The following is a 17,263-nucleotide window of genomic DNA, read 5'->3' as shown; positions in this document are numbered from 1 at the left end:
GCCCCCGGACCGGAAAGGTTGGCATCAGCATGCCCGCAGCCACTCCTCTGCCTGCCGCCCTGACCGGCAGGCTCCTCGGCGACAGCACCTGGGGACGCGCGCACCGCGTCGAGAAGCAGGCCCTTGACCCCTCGGCCCTGCTCACCTCGGACACCGTCCGGCGCCTGCTCGACGCCAGCCTCCTGAAATGGCCCTACTTCACCCTGCTGCGCCACGGTGAGGTGCCCACGGTGTCCTCGTACACCACGAAGCGGGACGTGATCGGCCACAAGGTCGCCGGATTCGCCGACCCCGCCGCGATCGCCCGCCACATGAAGGGCGGCGCCTCCCTCAAACTCAACCAGGTCGGCGACTGGCACCGCCCCACCCGCGCCATCGCACGGCACCTGGAGGAGATCCGCCCCGTCGCGGTCAACTCCTACGTCTTCCACACGCCCGAGGAATCACGCGGCATGCTTCCCCACCGGGACGCCGCCCACGTGCTCGTCATCCAGCTCGAAGGCCGCAAGGAATGGCACCTGTACGCCGGACCCGGCCAGGTCGGCGCCTCGGCGGGCCTGGACGTGGACGCCGCCCGGCCCAGCCACGTCTTCACCCTCGAACCCGGTGACGTGCTCTACCTGCCGCACGGCTGGCCGCACGACGCCGTCGCCCGCGGCGGCGACTCCCTCCACCTGACGTTCACGCTCACCGAGCCGACCCCGCAGGACCTGCTCGACGCACTCCTGCGGCGCTTCCTCGACGACGAGCACAACCTCGTCCACCACTTCCACACCCGCCCGCTCCCGGCCCGTACCGCCGAGGTCCGCTCGGCCCTGACCGAACGGGCCCGGACGCTGGACGGCGACCACTGGGCGCGCACCGCGCTCGAGACGATGCGGGAGGCGATCGGCTGATGCCCACCACGACCACCGAGACCCGTGAGACCGCACCGGCCCGGCCCCCCGGCCACGACGCCGGCCGCGCCCCCGGCCACACCGCACAGGCCGCCGGCCAGGACGCCGGCCGCGCCCCCGGCCAGGACGCCGGATTCGGTGCCGGCCAGGACGGCGGATGCGGTGCCGGCTGTGCGGGCGGGCACGACGTGCTGCCCGCACGCCTGGAGCACCTGGTCGGCGACACCGACGCCTTCTTCCGCGACCACTGGGCGGGCCAGCCCGTCCTGCTGCGCGCGCACAGCGATCTGAGCCGGCTCATCACCGAGCAGGAGATGTGGGACGAGGTCGACTGCGGCCTGCTGTCCCGGCCCTACTTCACCATCTTCAACGAGGGCGTACGCACCGCGATCAGCGACATGACCCGCAGACGCACCGTGGTCGGCCACGAGCTGCCCGGCTTCATCGAACCCGAGCGCATCCGCGAGGACTTCGCGAACGGCGCCACCTTCAAGTTCAACCAGGCCGAGCACTGGCACCCGCGCATCCGCACCCTGGTCAAGGCCCTCGAACCCCACTTCAGCGGCGGACTGGAGTCCTTCGTCTTCCTCAGCCCGCCCGGCAAGACCGCCATGCAGGCCCACATGGACGGCGCGCACGTCTTCATCCTCCAGATCGCCGGCGTCAAGGACTGGGTGGTGGGCCGCGTCGACGACACCTCCACCAGCGACTCCGTCCTCCACGAGGGCGCCATCCCCGACGAACGCCGCATCGAGCTGACCCTGCGCCCCGGCGACGTGATGTACATGCCGCACGGCACCCCGCACTACGCGACCGCCCGCGAGGGCAACTCCATCCACATCGCCATCACCGTGGAGGAGCCCACCGCGCAGAACCTCGCCGAGGTGTTCCTCGCCGGCTTCCTCGGCGACCCCGTCTTCAAGGACCTGCACGACAGCCACCACCACCACCCCCTGGCCGAGCGCACCGAACTGCTGCGCCAGGCACTGCTGGACCACCTCGCCCGCGCCGACGAGAACGCCACCGCCCGGGCCGCGGTCACCCTGCGCAGGGAGCACCGGTGAGCGGGCCGCGGGTACCCGGCCGGGCACCCTGGATGAGCGGCGGGGGACCCGCGGCCGTCGCCGAGGGCACCCTGCGCACCCTCGGCCTCGAGGACACCTGGGCCCGCCTCCAGCCGCAGCTCGCCGCCCGCGGCATCACCCGCGTCGCCGACCTGACCGGCCTCGACATCCTCGGCGTACCGGTGTGGACGGCGATCCGGCCCGCCGCCGCCACCCTGGCCGCCAGCGCCGGCAAGGGCCTGTCGCACACCGCCGCCCGCATCTCCGCGGTGATGGAGTCCCTGGAGGTCGCCGTCGCCGAACAGGCCCGGCCCCCCGGCGTCACCCACGGCACCGCCCGCACCCTGAACCCCGGCTACGGCGTCGACGAACTGACCCTGCACCCCGTCTCCCTGGTCGACGACCGCACCGTCCTGGAATGGACCAGGGGCTGGGACCTGACCGGTGCCGCGCCGGGCCTGATCCCCTCGGCCGCCGTCGGACTGCGCGGCTGGGCCGCCGCCCGCTGGCAGCCCCCCACCTTCGTCACCACCACCAACGGCCTGGCCTCCGGCAACGACCACGTCGAAGCCACCCTCCACGCCCTGCTGGAGACCGTCGAACGCGACGCCCTGGCCCGGCTGCGCCCCGCCGACGCCGTCGCCACCGACCTGGACACCCTGGGCGAGCGGCTCGGCACCGTCGTCGACCGCATCCGCGCCGCCGGCGCCGACGTCGCCCTGGAACGCATCCCCTCCGTGCCGGGCACCTGGGCCTACACCTGCTGGCTCACCCAGCCCGAGATGTGGCAGATCTTCGCCGGATCCGGCTGCCACACCGACCCCGCGATCGCCGCCGAACGCGCCCTGCTGGAAGCCGTCCAGAGCCGCGGCTCCACCATCAGCGGCGGCCGCGACGACATCCCCGAATGGACCTTCCGCCGCCTGGGCGCCCCGGCCGACCGGCCACGCCCCACCCCCCGGCACACCGAACCCATGCCCACACCGGCCCCACCGGCCGCCTCCCGCACCCTCGAACAGGTCCTCGACGACCTCGTCACCGCCGTGCACCGCACCACCGGACGACCCGTCATCGCCGTCGACCTCACCCCCGGCCGGCAGCCCTGGCCCGCCGTCGTCCAGGTCTTCGCACCGGGACTCGGGCTCACCCTGCACCACCCCCGCCCGCAGTCCCTCGCCAGCAGGAGCTTCGCGTGACCCCCCGCCGCATCGCCTTCGTCGGCCCCACCCTGCCCGCACACCAGCGGCCCCGCGGCCCCTTCGCCTACCGGCCGCCCATCCGCCACGGCGACCTGTTCGACCTGGCCCTGCGCCCCGGCGACCAGGTCCTCATCATCGACGGCGTCTACCAGCACTTCGCGCCCATCCGGCACAAGGAGATCCTCGCCCAGCTCGCCCGCGGCGTGCACGTCGCCGGCACCGCCAGCCTCGGCGCGCTGCGCGCCGCCGAACTCGCCGACTTCGGCATGCAGGGCCTGGGCCAGGTGTACGGACAGGCCCGCGCGGGACGTCTGAGCGCGGACGCGGACGTCGCCGTGCTCCACACCGACGACAGCGCGGGCGCCCGCCGCCTGACCGAGGCCATGGTCTGCGTCCGCCACGCACTGACCGAACTGCGCGACGCCGGCACCCTGGACGCCGGCCAGGCGGCCCGCCTCGAACAGGCCGCCGCCCGCCTGCACTTCACCGAACGCTCCCACACAGGCCTGCGCCACGCAGCCGGCCCCGACCGCCAGGCCATGAACCTGCTCCTGGACCACCTTCGGCACCACGGCGACATCAAGACCCGCGACGCCCGGCACGCCCTGGACACCCTGGCCGCCCGCCCCGTCCCGCCCCCCGCCCCCGGCGCCGCGTCCGCCGCCGAGGTGTGGACCAGCTCCTACGGCCGGGAATGGGACTTCGAACACCGGCCGCTCAAACCCGGCTCCACCGTCGGCGCCCGGCTCGCCCTGGCCTGCCTGCAACTGTTCGCCCCCGACTTCCCCGAACGCCACCGCGCCTACACACTGCGCCTGGCCACCACCACAGCCGCCGGGACCGCCGGGACCGCCGGAGCGGCGGGAACTGCCGGAGGTGCCGGGGTCGCCGGAGCGGCGGGAAGTACCGGGGCTGCGGGAGTCGCTGCAGCCGCCGGTGCGGCCAAGGCCGTCGGAGTCGCCGGAGCGGCGGGAACTGCCGGAGGCGCCGGAGGCGCCGCAGCCGCCACCCCCGCAGCCGCCGGTGCCACCGGAGGTGCCGGTGCCACCGGAGTTGCCGGTGCCCCCGGTGCGACGGGCACGGCCGGTGTGGCGGGTGCCGTCGGTGCGGCCGGGGCGTTGTTGAGTGCCGCCGGGTTCGCTCCGGCCACGCGTCCCTATGCCCGTCTGGCCCGTGCCACCGAGGCCACCGCCCACTGGACCGCCGACGAACGCCTCCTGGCCCGCACCTTCCGACTCCCGCCGGGCCGGCTCGTCTACCAGGACCTGCCCCCCGAGGCCGTCGCCGGCAGCACCCTGGACGAACTGGAACAGCGCTGCCTGCACCTGCTGCTGCCCCCCGCCGCACCCCCCGCCCCCACCAGCCGGCGCCACGCCCTGCTCCAGGAGCTGTGGCAGACCGACTGCGATCACGACTACCGGCTGTGCGCCCTGGAACGCGGCTTCCGCGACACCGCCGAGGCCGCCCGGCTCGCCGGCGCCTTCGACCTCGCCCTGATCGCACGGCTGCTGCGGGAGCCGGCGGCCACCCGATGACCCCCACCGCACCGCCCACCCCCACCCGCCCCGACCAGAACCCCGCCCCCGCCCCAGCCCCGGCCCCGGCGTCGGCTCCGGTTCCGGCGTCGGCGCTGGCCCTGGTCGAGGCGCACTGCACCGAGCCCCGCCCCACCCAGGTCGCCGCCCACGGCGACGACGGCCTGCTCCTGCGCGTCGACGTCCCCACCCGCCACGGCGCCGAACACCCCCACCTGGTCCACTACCGGCGCCGCCCCGACGGCACCTGGGAAGCCGGCTGGACCCTGCCCTGGGGCACCCAGGCCCTGCCCGTGCCCGGCGGTTACGTCTGCGTCCGCCGCGGCGAGGGCCGCACCCTGGTGGAACTGCGCCCCGCCGACGGAGGCCCCGGACAGCTCCTGCTGACCACCCCCGGACACGTCGGCGCGCTCGCCCCCCGCCCCGGCGGCGGCCACCTCGCGGTGACCACCAGCACCTTCGGCGGCCCCGGCGAACACCCCGAAGGCCTGCTGGCCGGCTCCGACGCCGTGTGGGCCGAAGGCTCCGACATGACCCTCAGCTACGCCAAACAGCCCCAAGGACCCTGGCAGGTCCACCTCGTGCCGCTGGACGGCACCGAACCGCACCGGCTCACCCCGCACATCCCCGCCGGCCTCGCCCTCTCCGGCGAGGCCGCCTGGGCCACCCCGGCCACCCTGTTCCTGGGCGCCCTGCGCCACCACCGCCACGGCGTACGCAACTTCGGCCTGCTCGCCCTCACCGTCGACACCGGCCACGAAGACCGAGACAGGGATGAGGACGGGGGTGAGGGCGTCACCCGCGAGCTCTTCAGCGACACCGTCGACCTCTGCTACCCCGTGCCCGGCCCCGGCGGACAGGTCGCCTACCTGGGCACCACACCACGCCACGACAACGCGCCCATCACCCAGTACGCCTGCCTCGTCGGCGAACACCTGGGCCGGCCGGTCCTGCTGAACGCCGAGAGGGGGCTGTGGCAGCGCCCCGTCGGCTGGGACGGACCGCGCCGCCTGGTGTGCACCGCCGAATCCGGTCCGCGCCGCGGCCTGTACGTCCACGACCTCGACGACGCCACCTGGCGGCCGGTGCCCACCCGCGCCTCGGTGATGCACGCCCGCGTCCACGACGGCCGCGCCGCCGTCCTGACCTCCGCCCCCGACCTGCCGCCCGCCCTGGAGGTGACCGGCCTGCACCCCGGCCCCGGCCGACCCCCCGGCGAACACGTCGTGTCCGCCGAGGCACCCCCCAGGCCCGGCCGGCTCCACTACCGGCCCCAGCGCATCCCCGGCACCGACGGCGACGTCGCGAGCTGGCTCTGCCTGCCCGAGCACGGCCCACCCCACGCCACCGTCGTCCTCTACCACGGCGGCCCGTTCCAGAGCTGGGGCGAATGGTCCTGGCGGTGGAACCCGTGGCCCTTCGTCGCCTGCGGCCTGGCCGTCGTCCTGGTCGAACCCCCGCTCAGCCTCGGCTACCCCGACGCGGTGCGCACCGGCTGGCGCCAGTGGCGCGGCGGCATCGCCGCCAGCGCCGCCGCCCAGGTCGAAGCCGTCCGCGCCGCCGAGGGCCTGCTGGACTCACCCCTCGCCCTCATGGGCGGCAGCTTCGGCGGCTACCTCGCCCTGACCACCGCCGACCTGCTCAACCCCGACCTGGTCGTCGCGCACGCCGCCCCCCTCGACCTCACCCAGGTCGCCGAGGGCAGCGACGTGGGCTGGCAGTGGATCCGCGAGTTCGGCGACCCCACCGAATGGCGCCCGCTCTACCAGGTCAACAGCCTCGCCCCGCGCCCCGTACGGCCCGACACCCGCGTGCTGCTCTCGCACGGACTGCAGGACGGACTCGTCCCGCCCACCGAGACCCTGCGCACCCACCGCGCCCTCGCCCGCCAGGGAGTGCGCAGCGAGGTCGCCTTCTTCCGCTCCGAGGCACACCCCCTCAGCCGCCCCGGCAACATCCGCGCCTGGTACCGCTGGGTGCTCTCCGCCGTCACCGACGAACTCACCCCCAAAACCGCAAACCCCCCTACGGAGGTGCCGTCATGACAGGCCCTCACATCGGCGCCCGCTCCCGGACCGCCGGCGGACCCGGCCCCCACCCCCTCGGACCCCCGCGCCCCGGCGCCGCGACGGGGTGCCGTCACATCGTCGCCCGCTCCTCCCGGGCCACCCGCGGCCCCGGCCCCCGCACCGCCGACACCCCCACGGAGATGCCGCGATGACAGGCCGTCACATCGTCACCCGCGCGCAGATCGCCGACGGCCTCACCGCCCTCGGCGTGCGGCCCGGTGCCACCGTCATCGCCCACACCGCCCTCAGCTCCTTCGGCTACGTCGTCGGCGGCGCCCACAGCGTCCTGCTCGCCCTGCGTGATGCCCTGGGCCCCGACGGCACCCTCGTCATGCCCGCCTTCACCCCCCAGCTCTGCCATCCCTCCACCTGGCGCGCCCCCGACCTCGCCGAGGCCGCCACCGACCCGCGCATCGCCGCCCGGATGCCGCCCTTCGACCCCCGGCGCACCCCGGCCGCCCGCACCATGGGCGTGCTGCCCGAACTGCTGCGCACCCAGCCCGGCACCCTGCGCTCCCGCCACCCGCACGTCTCCTTCGCCGCCCAGGGCCCCCACGCCGCCACCGTCGTACGCACCCACCCCGCCGCCTGGCGGCTCGCCGCCCACGGACCCCTGGGCCGGCTGTGGGACCTCGACGCCCACGTCCTGCTGCTCGGCGCCCCCTGGAACAAGACCACCGCCCTGCACCTCGCCGAGTACGCCACCGCCTACCGGGGCCGCAGAGCCGGCCTGTGGGCGCTGCCCGAACCCGACGGACACGGCGGCAGCCGCTGGCACCGCGTCCCCGAACTCCTCGTGTGGGAAGGCGACTTCGACGCCCTGGGCGCCGCCTACGAAGCCGCCGGCGCCCCCCTCGCCGACGCACGCATCGGCGGCGCGCACTGCCGGGCCGTGCCGCTGCGCGACCTGGTCCGCTTCGCCTGCCGCTGGCTGGCCGGGCACCGCGACCTGAGCGGCGCCCTCGCCCCGCCCGGCTGGCTGGAGGTGGTGGATGCTGAAGCCCCGCTGCCCGCCGGTCAACTCGGCGCGGCACCCACCGACTCGGCGGCCAAGGAGCCCATCTAAATGAGCAGCGAAGTGTCCCTGCGTCCCGTCGTCCCCGGCGATCTCGACCTCTTCGAGAGCGAGTTCACCACCCAGGACGGCACCGGCCCCTTCCAGTGGTTCGGGTTCACCTCCACCCACCGGCTGCGCGAACGCTACGCCGAGGACCGCCTCCTGGGCCGCGAGGGCGGCATGCTCACCATCACCGCCGCCGGCCGGGCGGTGGGCCGCGTCGAATGGTTCGCCTCCGCCTGGGGACGCCCCGACACCTCCGCCTGCTGGACCATCGCCATCGCCCTGGTGCCCGCCGCCCGCGGCCGCGGCACCGGAACCGCCGCCCAGCGCCAGGTCGTCGACTACCTCTTCGCCCACACCCGGGCCGAACGCGTCCAGGCCTTCACCGACCACGCCAACCTCGCCGAGCAACGCGCCCTGGAAAAGGCCGGCTTCACCCGCGAGGGCACCCTGCGCTCCGCCCAGTGGCGCTCGGGCCGCTGGCACGACCAGGTCCTCTACTCGGTCCTGCGCACCGACACACCCGTTGCTGAGTCCGTAGTCAGGTCTCAGCATTCCGGGCATTTCGACCCGAAAGGTCCGTCACGTCACCAGAGCATCAGGGGCTCGGCTTGAGTACGGTCTCCCGTTTCTGTCTGCTGCTGGTGCGGCAGGGTTGTGCCACCTGCCCGCCCCGTCCCCGTCTTACGGCGAGGGCGGGTGGTGCGGGTCTTATGGTCGGCTCCACGGGGCTTCGACACCGCCAGGGCGGTGTCCTGGTCTCCGGCCACTCCGGTACCAGTCGTGCAGGCTGCCGCGGCGAGGGCAGCGAGGTTGCGGGCCGCGTTGGTGTCCCGGTCGATGACCAGGCCGCAGGCGTCGCATTCGTAGGTCCGGATGTGCAGCGGCAGCTTGGCTTTCACCGCGCCGCACCCGGAGCAGGTCTTGGAGGAGGGAAACCAGCGGTCGGCCGCGATGATGCGGGTGGCGTGGCGCTGACGGGTTTTGTAGGTGAGCTGACGACGGATCTCACCGAACCCGGCGTCAGCAATGTGCCGGGCCAGGCGCCGGTTCTTCACCATGCCGGCGACGTTGAGGTCTTCGACCACGACGGTGCCGTACTCGGCGGTCACGGCGGTGGTGAGCTTGTGCAGGGCGTCCGCGCGGAGGTCCGCGACGCGGTGATGGACCTTGTTCCGCCGGTTGTCGGCCTTCTCCCACCTGCGGGAGGGCTTCTGTCCAGTGTGCCGGTCCGGGCCTCGACGCCGGGAGACGATGCGAGAGGCGCGGCGCATCTGCTTCAGCGCGGTGCTCAGGTGCCGCGGGTTGGAAACCTCGCGGACCTCGCCCGCGCTGTCGGCCATGACGGCCAGGGTCTTGATACCGAGGTCGATGCCTACCGCGACATCAGGCCGGGTGACCCGCAAGAGGTCCCGCTTCACCTCGATCTGGAACGAGGCGAACCATCGTCCTCGCTCGCGGCGTACAGTCGCCGACAGGATGCGCGCGGTCCCGGCCTGGACCCGGCTCAGGAGTTTGCCGGTGGACTCGTGGACGCGGATCGTCCCGAGGCGAGGCAGGGTGACGTGACGTCCGTCGGCCTCGACACGGATCGTGCCGGTGGTGAACCGGCAGGACAGACGCGCCTTCCGCTTCGACTTGAAGCGGGGCATCCCGACCCGCTTGCCCCTACGGCGGCCCTGCTTGGACCTGGCGTAGTTGTCGAACGCCGCCGCCGCGTTGGCCAGCCCGGTGGAGTACGCCTCCTTGGAGTTCTCCTCCCACCAGGAGGCGAACCTTGGGTCGGTGCCCTTGGCCGCGTTGAACGCCTTCCTCAGCGCTGGCAGCGACCATGGCCGCCACTCGGTCAGGTCCGCCTCCGGGACGCCGTATGTCTCCTCCGCGCGGCGTTGCCACCAGGAGGCGGTCACCCAGCCGACAGCCCAGTTGTAGGCCGCGCGGGCGGCACCGCAGTGCGAGCGCAGCGCGTGCTCCTGGGTGGCGTTCGCGTCCAGCGCGAAGCGGTACGCCTGCACCACGAACCCGGGCTGCGGCTGGAACTTCTTCACTCGACGGCCTCGCCGGTCGCCACAGCCACCGCGCGGGCGGCCCGGCTCTTCGCCGCGCGCTGCCCGTACAGGCGGGCGCACATGGAGGTGAGCACCTCGGTGATGTCCCGCACCAGATCGTCTGGGCTCTCGATCGGGTCGAGGACGACCAGACGCCGGCCGGACGCCGACAGCGCGGCCTCCAGGTGCTCGACACCGAACCGGGCCAGCCGGTCACGGTGCTCGACCACGATCACGGCCGTACCCGGGTCGGCGAGGAGCCGGTGCAGCTTGCGACGGCGCCCGTTCAGCCCTGACCCGACCTCGGTCACAACTTCCGCGACGGCCAGGCCCAGTCCATTAGCGCCGGACACCACCCGCGCGGCCTGCCGATCCAGGTCGGCCCTCTGGTCGGCTGAAGACACGCGGCAGTACGCCACCACGCGTCCGGACGGCTGGACGGCCACCTCATCGACCAGCCACGTCCCGGACGGCGCCTGGCGGACCGGCACGGGCATCTTCCCGTCCTTCACCCACCGCCAGGCGGTCTGGTAACTCACGCCCTGCTGACGCGCCCACTCCGAAAGCTTCACAAGACCAAAGTACGTGAGACACCCGACTAGAGATGACTATGAATGACTAGAAAATTCGTAATAGCTGTCACCCTGTGGGACGAGGAGCGAGAATGACCTCACAGCCGACCGGCCTCGTTCTCGGCAACGGGCTGAGCGTCCTGCTGCAGCCGCTGCCCGGCTGCCAGGTCGTCGCCACCTGCCTGCACGTCGGCACCGGTTTCCGCAACGAACCGGTCGCCGGCGCCGCGCACCTGCTGGAGCACGTCCTGGCCCAGGGCGCCTCCAGCAGCAGGCCGCTCACCGACGCGGTCGCCGCCGCCGGCGGCACCGTCAACGCGCGCACCGCGGCCGACTACACCCAGTACACCGCCATCCTCCCGGCCGGCGCGCTCGAACTGGCCCTGCGCATCGAACACGACCGGCTCACCGACCCCGACCTCGGCCCGGCCCACATCACGGCGCAGACCGCCGTCGTCCAGGCCGAGATCCGCCGCAACATGCTGCAACGCCCGCACGGCGGACTGGTGCTGTTCGACCTGCCCGCCCTGCTGCACGACACCTGGGCCAACCGGCACAACGGATACGGCGACATCGAGGCCCTGGGAGACCTCGGCCCCGCCGAACTGGGCCGCTTCTTCCAGGCCTCCTACGCACCCGGCAACACCCACCTCGCCCTCGTCGGCGACTTCGACCCCCACCACGCCCGCGACCTGGTCGAGCAGCACCTGGCACCGGTGCCGGCCCGCACCGGGCCGCCGCGCCCCCACACCGCGGAGGCCCCGCTCACCGCCCCGCGCCGGGCACTGCGCGACGAACGCATCGCCGCCACCGCGCGCACCGCGATCGGCTTCCGCACCCCCGACCCGGCCACCGCACCCCAGGCACACCTGGCCACCGTGCTGCTGGGCGAACTGCTGGAGGACCTGGGCACCGACTGCGCCTGCCACCGGGGCACCCGGCGGACCTGGGGCGCGTTCAAGGCCCGCGCCCACCGCACCGGCAACCCCTTCGACGTCGCCCGCGACGCCCTGTTCGCCGTGGACTTCCCGCACCCCGTGGACCTCGACCCCGACGAGGCCGAACACTGCCTGCGCTCCGTGATGGCCTGCGTCGCCGACGGCAGCGTGCCCCTGGCCGGGCCCCTGACCCGGATCCGCCGCCAGCTCGCGCTGGCCCTGCACGCCGAACTGGACTCCGTGGCCGGCCAGGCCTCCTGGCTGTGCGTGGGCGCCGCCGTCCACCGCGATCCGCTCCACCTGGCCGGCCTGCCCGGCGCCCTGCTGCGGCTGCCCGACACCGAGGTGGCCGCCGCGGCCGCCCGGCTCGCCGCCGCCCCCGCCGCCCGCCTCACCAGCCGCCCCGCCCCCACGGCCCCCGCCCCCGCAGCCTGCGCGCCCGCCGCGGTCACCGCCGTCCCCACAGGAGCCGCCCGATGACCGCCCCCACCGCACCCCGGACCACGCCCGCCGCACCCCAGACCGCCCAGGCCGCGCCCACCAGGTCCCAGGCCGCGCCCACCGCACCCCGCACCACGCCGGCCGCACCCCAGGTCGCGCCCACCGGGTCCCAGGCCGCGCCCACTGCCCCCCACGTCACCCCCGCCGCACCCGCGCCCGCCGCCGCGGCCGTGTCCCGTTTCCGTGCGCCCGCGCACAGCGAGCAGGTCACCGGCCGCGGCACCGCCGTCGCCGTCCAGCGGGCCGGGACCGGCCAACTGGCCGAAGCCAGACTGCTGTTCCCGCTGGCACCGGAGCCCGGCGCGCACCAGAGCCGGGTCGAGGTGATGGCCGAGGCCCTGCGCGACGCGCTCACCGAGGCCGCCGCCGACCTCGCGACCGTCCGCGTGGAGGCACGCGGCGACCGGGCCGTCGTCGCGGTGCGCACCTTCGCCGACGACGTCGCCGCCACCCGCGCCCGTATCCGCGACTGCCTCGACACCGGCCGCCCCCACCAGGCCCGCCGGGTGCGCGAGGCGGCCGGCCGGGTCGCCCGGCGGCTGGCCGCCGCCGAAGCCGTACCCGCCTACCTCGCCCGCAGCCACTTCCTCGCCGCCGTCTTCGGCCCCCACCCCTACGGCCGCGCGGCCACAGCGGCCGACGCCGCCGGCGTCGACGGCGCCCAGACCGCGGCCCTGCTGCACAGCACGCCCGCCGCCCGCCGCCACAGCGTCCTCGTCGGCCCGGACCCGGCCGGAGAACTCCTGGCCCAGGCGGCCGCCCTGCTGCCCCGCACCACCACCGCCCCGCACGACCAGGCCGACGCCCCCCGCCCGCCCGCACCCGCCCCGGGCCCGCGCCGCACCGTGCTCCACCCGGCCACCCCGCAGACCCTGCTGCGCCTGGGCGCCCTGGTGCCCGGCCGGGGCCACGACGACTACCCGGCCCTGCAACTGGCCGCACTCATGCTCGGCGGCTACTACGCCAGCCGCCTCACCCTCGTCCTGCGCGAACGCGAGGGCCTGGCCTACGCGCCCCGCGCCGTCCTGGACCCGCTGGGCGGCGACGCCGTACTGACCGTGGAGGCCGACGTACGCCACGACGGCGCCGCCCGCGCCCTGACCCTCATCGCCGAGGAGACCCGCCGCCTGGCCGACGGCGCCTTCAGCGCCCAGGAACTGCGCAACGCCCAGAACTACGCCGTCGGTTCCATGGCGATGGCCTGCTCCTCCCGCTCCGGACTGGCCTCCACGTACGCCGCCGTGCTGGCGAGCGCACTGCCCGCGAGCTGGCCGGCCCGCTACGAGGACAAGCTGCGCGCCCTGACCGCCGCCGACGTGGCCCGCGCCGCGGCCGCCCACCTGGCCGCGCCCGCCCTGACCGGAGCCGTCGTCGCCCCCGCCGCCCTGGAGGGCCTGCCGCCCACCGCGCCCCAGGCCACCTGAAAGCGCGGCGACGACGCGGGGCCGGACACCGGCCCGGACCGCCCCACCGACCCGGACCACCTCAAGGATGGGACCCACCGCCCGTGAAAACGCTCCTGAAGCGCACGTTCTCCCCACTGCGCGGCCCGGCCCGCACGCTCGGCGCGCTGCACTTCGTCGACAGCCTCGGCAACGGCCTGTTCATGGCCGGCTCCGCGGTCTACTTCGTCACCGTGGCCGGCCTGCCCGCCACCACGGTCGGCCTGGGCCTGTCCCTGGCCGGCCTCAGCGGCTTCGTGGCCAGCCTCGTCTTCGGCCGGATGACCGACACCGCGGGCGCCCGCCGCCTGCTCGCCGTCCTGCTGTTCCTCCTGGCCGGCGCCTACACCCTCTACCCGGCGGTGCACTCGCCCGCCGTCTACTTCCCGGTGGTCGTCCTGACCGGCGCCCTGGAGTACGGCTGCGGACCGGCGTTCGGCGCGCTGATCGCCGAACTCGTCCCGGACGGCGAACGCGTCAGGGCCCGTGCGGCCCTGCGCTCCCTGTTCAACGCCGGCTTCTCGGCCGGCGCGCTGACCGCGGCCGCGCTGATCTCCCTGGGCCGCGACACCCTGGCCCTGCTGCCGCTCGGCAACGGCCTGACCTTCCTGGCGGCCGCCGCCCTGGTGCTGAGACTGCCCGCCAACGACGCCCGGGCCGCCGCCGGCTCCCAGCCCCTGCGCGTCCTGCGCGACCTGCCCTTCCTCGGCGTCATCGGCTCCTCCAGCCTGCTCGCCCTGCACAGCGCCGTCCTGCTGGCCGGCATACCGCTGTGGATCGTCCGCAACACCGACCTGCCGCGCGCCCTGGTCCCGTTGATCCTGGCCGTCAACACCGTCCTGGTGGTCCTCTTCCAGGTGGCGGCGGCCCGCGGCTCGGAGAGCCTGGACGGCTCCGTCCGCGCCGCCCGCAGATCCGGCGCCGTCAGCGTGCTGGCCTGCGCCGCCCTGGCGGCGGGAACCCTCACCGGATCCGCCGCCACCGCCGCGATCACCCTCGGCGCGGTCCTGCTGTTCACCCTCGCCGAACTGTGGCAGGCCGCCAGCGGCTTCGGCCTGGGCTTCGGACTGGCCCCCGAGCACGCACGCGGCGAATACCTCGGCGCCTTCCACCTGCACATGGTCATCCAGGCCACCCTCGGCCCCGCCCTGGTCACCTTCCTCGTCGTCGGCCACGACGCCCTGGGCTGGCTCGCCCTGGCCGCCCTCTTCCTGGCCGGCACCGCGGCCATCGGCCCCGCCGTCACCCACGCCCGCCGCACCCTCCCCGGCCCGGCCCCCGCCCCCGGCCCGGCCCCCACCCCGCAGCCCACACCCCGCCCCGAACCGGCCCCCGAACCGCAGGGCACGGTCTGACGCGGACGCAGAAGCGGAGGCCTCGCACATGACCGTCGAACTCGCGGACACCGCCCACCCCGCCCCGCCCGCACAGGAGTTCGCCGCCCTGTACGCGCAGGCACAGCACTTCTACGCACACCAGATGCGGCTGCTGGACACCCACGACACCGGGCGCTGGGCCGAGACCTTCGCCGAGGACGCCATCCTGCACCTGCCCGCACTGCCCGCCCCGCTCAAGGCACGCACCGCCCTGCCCGGCTACGTACGGGCCGGCGCCGCCCACCGGCGGCGGGCCGGAGACCGCCTGCAGCACTGGGTCGGCCTCCTGGACGTGCACCCGCAGAAGGACGGCTCGCTGCACACCCGCTGCTCCGCCCTGGTCCACACCACCCCCGGCCAGGGCCGCCCCAAGGCCCTGCACGTGTACGTCATGCAGGACGTCCTGGTCCGCTCCGGCGGCCAGTGGCGCATCACGCACCGCCACGTCACCCGCGACGACCTCGCCTGAACCCGGGCCCACGGCCGCTGCAGCCGAACTCGACGTTCCGTCCAGCACACGAGACGTGAGGACCCCGCCCGCCTAACGTCGTACACGCACATCCTCCTCCCCGTCCGCGCCCGCCTGCCGTCCCGACGAGGGCGGGCGCGTCGACGCGGGAGCAGGCACGTCCACACGCACTCGAGAGCGGTTCGAGGCCCGCTCAGGACAGCGGGCCCCACGGCCCGGACGCCGCTATCGTCCCCATTCCACCCCGGTCCGGGCCCGTTCGCGGCGGACCGGACGGGCGAGTGTCCTCTCGATGGAGTTCTCATGCACAAGGCGGAAGAGCCGAAGCTGCGCCTGTTCGTGTTCCACCACTCCGGCGGTTCGCACCTGGCCTACCGCGACTGGACCTCCTGCTTCCCCGCCCACTGGGACGTGCAGATCCCCGACGCACCGGGCCGCGGCCCCCGCGACCGGCGCCCCGCGCTGCGCGACGCCGGCGCCCTGCTCGACCACTTCCTGCACGAACTCGACACCCGGCTGAGCGGCCCCTACGCCTTCTTCGGGCACAGCATGGGCGGACTGGTCGCCTACGAACTGACCCGCCGCCTCCTCGACCAGGGCCGCACACCCCCCCTCTGGCTCGGCGTGTCCGCCCGCGGCACCCTGCACCCCGACGGCGACCCGGTGCGCCGCCACCTGCTGAGCGACACCGCACTGCGCCACGAGCTGACCACCATGGGCGGCACCCCCGCCGAGGTCATGGACCACGACGAACTGTGGGAACTGTTCGAACCGACCATCCGCGCCGACCTGCGCATGAGCGAGACCTGGCGCACCCCGCCCCTGACCGCGCCGCTGCCCGTCCCGCTGTCCGTGTTCGGCGGCACCCTCGACCAGGTGGCCCCGCCCCACCGCCTGGACGGCTGGGCCGAGGTCACCGAGCACTTCCTGGGCCGGCACCTCTTCGACGGCGGCCACTTCTACTTCCAGGACCACCTTCCCGCGGTCGCCGCACAGATCCAGGACGACGTACGCCGCGCCCAACTGGCCACCCGCGCACCGTCCACGGCCGCCCGATGAGCGTCCTGGACCTCCCCGCACCCGCCCCCACCGCACCCACCCGCACCCGCACCACGCGGGCCACCGGAGCCGGCGAGGCCACCGGGGCCACCGGGGCCGGGGCGGCCTCGGTCGCCGAGACCGTCGAGGCGACCGAGTTCCGGCTGCTGGGACCGGTGGCCGTCCACAACCGGCTCACCCAAACCGGCATCACCCCCGCCGGGCCCAAACAGCGGGCCCTGCTCGCCACCCTCGTCGTCCACGCCGGCGAACAGCTCTCCGTGGACCGCCTGGTGGAGGAACTGTGGGGCGACCGGCCCCCCGCCAACGCCCCCAGCGCCCTGCACACCCACGTCGCCCGGCTGCGCCGGCTGCTGCCCGCCCCCGGCCACGAGTGGATCAGCACCCTGCCCACCGGATACCTGCTCAGCCTCGGCCGGGCCTCCACCGACGCCGCCCGCTTCACCCGCCTGTCCGGCCAGGGCCGCGCCACCGCCCCCGGCGACCCCCGCCACGCCACCCGGCTCCTGGGCCAGGCACTCGCGCTGTGGCAGGGCACGGCCCTGCAGGACTCCTGCCACGGCCCGCTGTGCACGGCCGAGGCGGACCGCCTGGAGGAAGCGCGCCTGACCACCCTGGAAGCCCTGTACGAGGCGAGCCTGAACTGCGGCCGCCACGCCGAGACCGTCAGCGACCTGGAACGCCTCACCGCCGCCCACCCGCTGCGCGAACGCCTCTACGACCTGCTGATGCTCGCCCTGTACCGGTGCGGCCGGCAGTCCGAGGCCCTCGGCGTCTACGAACGCGCCCGCCGCCGCCTTCTGGGCACCCTGGGCGTGGAACCGGGCCCGGCGCTGCGCCGCCGCCTGGAGGCGGTCCTCAACCACTGCCCCACCCTGGCCCCCGCGGATCCGCACCGCCCGGACCTGGCGGCCGAGGTGGCACGCCTCCAGACCCGGATCGACCGGCTGGTCGAGGACCAGGCCCGCCTGCTGCGCGGCATCCGGGAACAGGACCCGGGCACCTGACACCCGGACCACCGCGGCCCGGCAGCGC

The 17,263-nt window shown here is 74.9% G+C and carries 15 protein-coding genes; 13 read left to right on the top strand and 2 right to left on the bottom strand.

Annotated features, from left to right (window positions below):
* Window positions 1-29: 29 nt before the first annotated feature.
* The 7 genes from ACFRIC_RS00530 (at window position 30) to ACFRIC_RS00500 (ending at window position 8,438) form a co-directional block, all read left to right on the top strand.
* Complete coding sequence (locus ACFRIC_RS00530; protein ID WP_382778261.1) at window positions 30-896, top strand: JmjC domain-containing protein; 867 nt, start codon at window positions 30-32, stop codon at window positions 894-896.
* Window positions 896-1,960 carry a JmjC domain-containing protein gene (locus ACFRIC_RS00525; RefSeq protein ID WP_382778260.1) on the top strand — a complete coding sequence of 355 codons (1,065 nt, stop codon included), beginning with the start codon at window positions 896-898 and terminating at the stop codon, window positions 1,958-1,960. The genes ACFRIC_RS00530 and ACFRIC_RS00525 overlap by 1 nt, the downstream gene beginning before the upstream one ends.
* Window positions 1,957-3,156, top strand: a complete 1,200-nt coding sequence (locus ACFRIC_RS00520; RefSeq protein WP_382778259.1) for a YcaO-like family protein — start codon at window positions 1,957-1,959, stop codon at window positions 3,154-3,156. Before ACFRIC_RS00525 ends, ACFRIC_RS00520 begins: the two co-directional genes overlap by 4 nt.
* Window positions 3,153-4,694 carry a TfuA-like protein gene (locus ACFRIC_RS00515; protein ID WP_382778258.1) on the top strand — a complete coding sequence of 514 codons (1,542 nt, stop codon included), beginning with the start codon at window positions 3,153-3,155 and terminating at the stop codon, window positions 4,692-4,694. The genes ACFRIC_RS00520 and ACFRIC_RS00515 overlap by 4 nt, the downstream gene beginning before the upstream one ends.
* Window positions 4,691-6,739: an alpha/beta hydrolase family protein gene (locus ACFRIC_RS00510; protein ID WP_382778257.1), complete on the top strand. Its 2,049-nt coding sequence runs from the start codon at window positions 4,691-4,693 to the stop codon at window positions 6,737-6,739. Before ACFRIC_RS00515 ends, ACFRIC_RS00510 begins: the two co-directional genes overlap by 4 nt.
* 172 nt (window positions 6,740-6,911) lie before the next feature.
* Window positions 6,912-7,829 (top strand): aminoglycoside N(3)-acetyltransferase, encoded by a 918-nt coding sequence (locus tag ACFRIC_RS00505; protein WP_382778256.1) that lies wholly within the window; start codon window positions 6,912-6,914, stop codon window positions 7,827-7,829.
* Window positions 7,830-8,438: a GNAT family N-acetyltransferase gene (locus tag ACFRIC_RS00500; RefSeq protein ID WP_382778255.1), complete on the top strand. Its 609-nt coding sequence runs from the start codon at window positions 7,830-7,832 to the stop codon at window positions 8,436-8,438.
* On the opposite strand, the gene tnpB is transcribed toward ACFRIC_RS00500, so the two are convergent.
* Both tnpB and ACFRIC_RS00490 read right to left on the bottom strand, forming a co-directional pair.
* Window positions 8,411-9,871: an IS607 family element RNA-guided endonuclease TnpB gene (gene tnpB, locus ACFRIC_RS00495; protein WP_382778254.1), complete on the bottom strand. Its 1,461-nt coding sequence runs from the start codon at window positions 9,869-9,871 to the stop codon at window positions 8,411-8,413. The genes ACFRIC_RS00500 and tnpB overlap by 28 nt on opposite strands.
* On the bottom strand, window positions 9,868-10,443 hold the full coding sequence (locus ACFRIC_RS00490) for an IS607 family transposase (RefSeq protein ID WP_382778253.1): 576 nt from the start codon (window positions 10,441-10,443) through the stop codon (window positions 9,868-9,870). Before ACFRIC_RS00490 ends, tnpB begins: the two co-directional genes overlap by 4 nt.
* A gap of 92 nt (window positions 10,444-10,535) precedes the next feature.
* Here ACFRIC_RS00490 and ACFRIC_RS00485 point away from each other — a divergent pair, with 92 nt between their 5' ends.
* The 6 genes from ACFRIC_RS00485 (at window position 10,536) to ACFRIC_RS00460 (ending at window position 17,235) form a co-directional block, all read left to right on the top strand.
* Entirely contained in the window at window positions 10,536-11,861 is a 1,326-nt protein-coding gene (locus ACFRIC_RS00485; RefSeq protein ID WP_382778252.1) for a M16 family metallopeptidase, read from the top strand.
* Window positions 11,858-13,306: a M16 family metallopeptidase gene (locus ACFRIC_RS00480; protein ID WP_382778251.1), complete on the top strand. Its 1,449-nt coding sequence runs from the start codon at window positions 11,858-11,860 to the stop codon at window positions 13,304-13,306. The genes ACFRIC_RS00485 and ACFRIC_RS00480 overlap by 4 nt, the downstream gene beginning before the upstream one ends.
* 83 nt (window positions 13,307-13,389) lie before the next feature.
* Window positions 13,390-14,679: an MFS transporter gene (locus ACFRIC_RS00475; RefSeq protein WP_382778250.1), complete on the top strand. Its 1,290-nt coding sequence runs from the start codon at window positions 13,390-13,392 to the stop codon at window positions 14,677-14,679.
* Window positions 14,680-14,707: 28 nt separating this feature from the next.
* Window positions 14,708-15,169, top strand: a complete 462-nt coding sequence (locus ACFRIC_RS00470) for a nuclear transport factor 2 family protein (protein WP_382778249.1) — start codon at window positions 14,708-14,710, stop codon at window positions 15,167-15,169.
* A gap of 303 nt (window positions 15,170-15,472) precedes the next feature.
* The gene (locus ACFRIC_RS00465; protein ID WP_382778248.1) at window positions 15,473-16,228 is read left to right on the top strand and encodes a thioesterase II family protein; all 756 of its coding nucleotides are present in this window, start codon (window positions 15,473-15,475) and stop codon (window positions 16,226-16,228) included.
* Window positions 16,225-17,235, top strand: a complete 1,011-nt coding sequence (locus ACFRIC_RS00460; RefSeq protein ID WP_382778247.1) for a BTAD domain-containing putative transcriptional regulator — start codon at window positions 16,225-16,227, stop codon at window positions 17,233-17,235. Before ACFRIC_RS00465 ends, ACFRIC_RS00460 begins: the two co-directional genes overlap by 4 nt.
* Window positions 17,236-17,263: the final 28 nt, after the last annotated feature.

Origin of the sequence: Streptomyces sp. NPDC056738, from assembly GCF_042790435.1 — a bacterium.
Taxonomy (GTDB): Bacteria; Actinomycetota; Actinomycetes; order Streptomycetales; family Streptomycetaceae; genus Streptomyces.
Note: the sequence above shows the minus strand (reverse complement) of the source record. Positions and strands in the feature narration are given on the sequence as shown.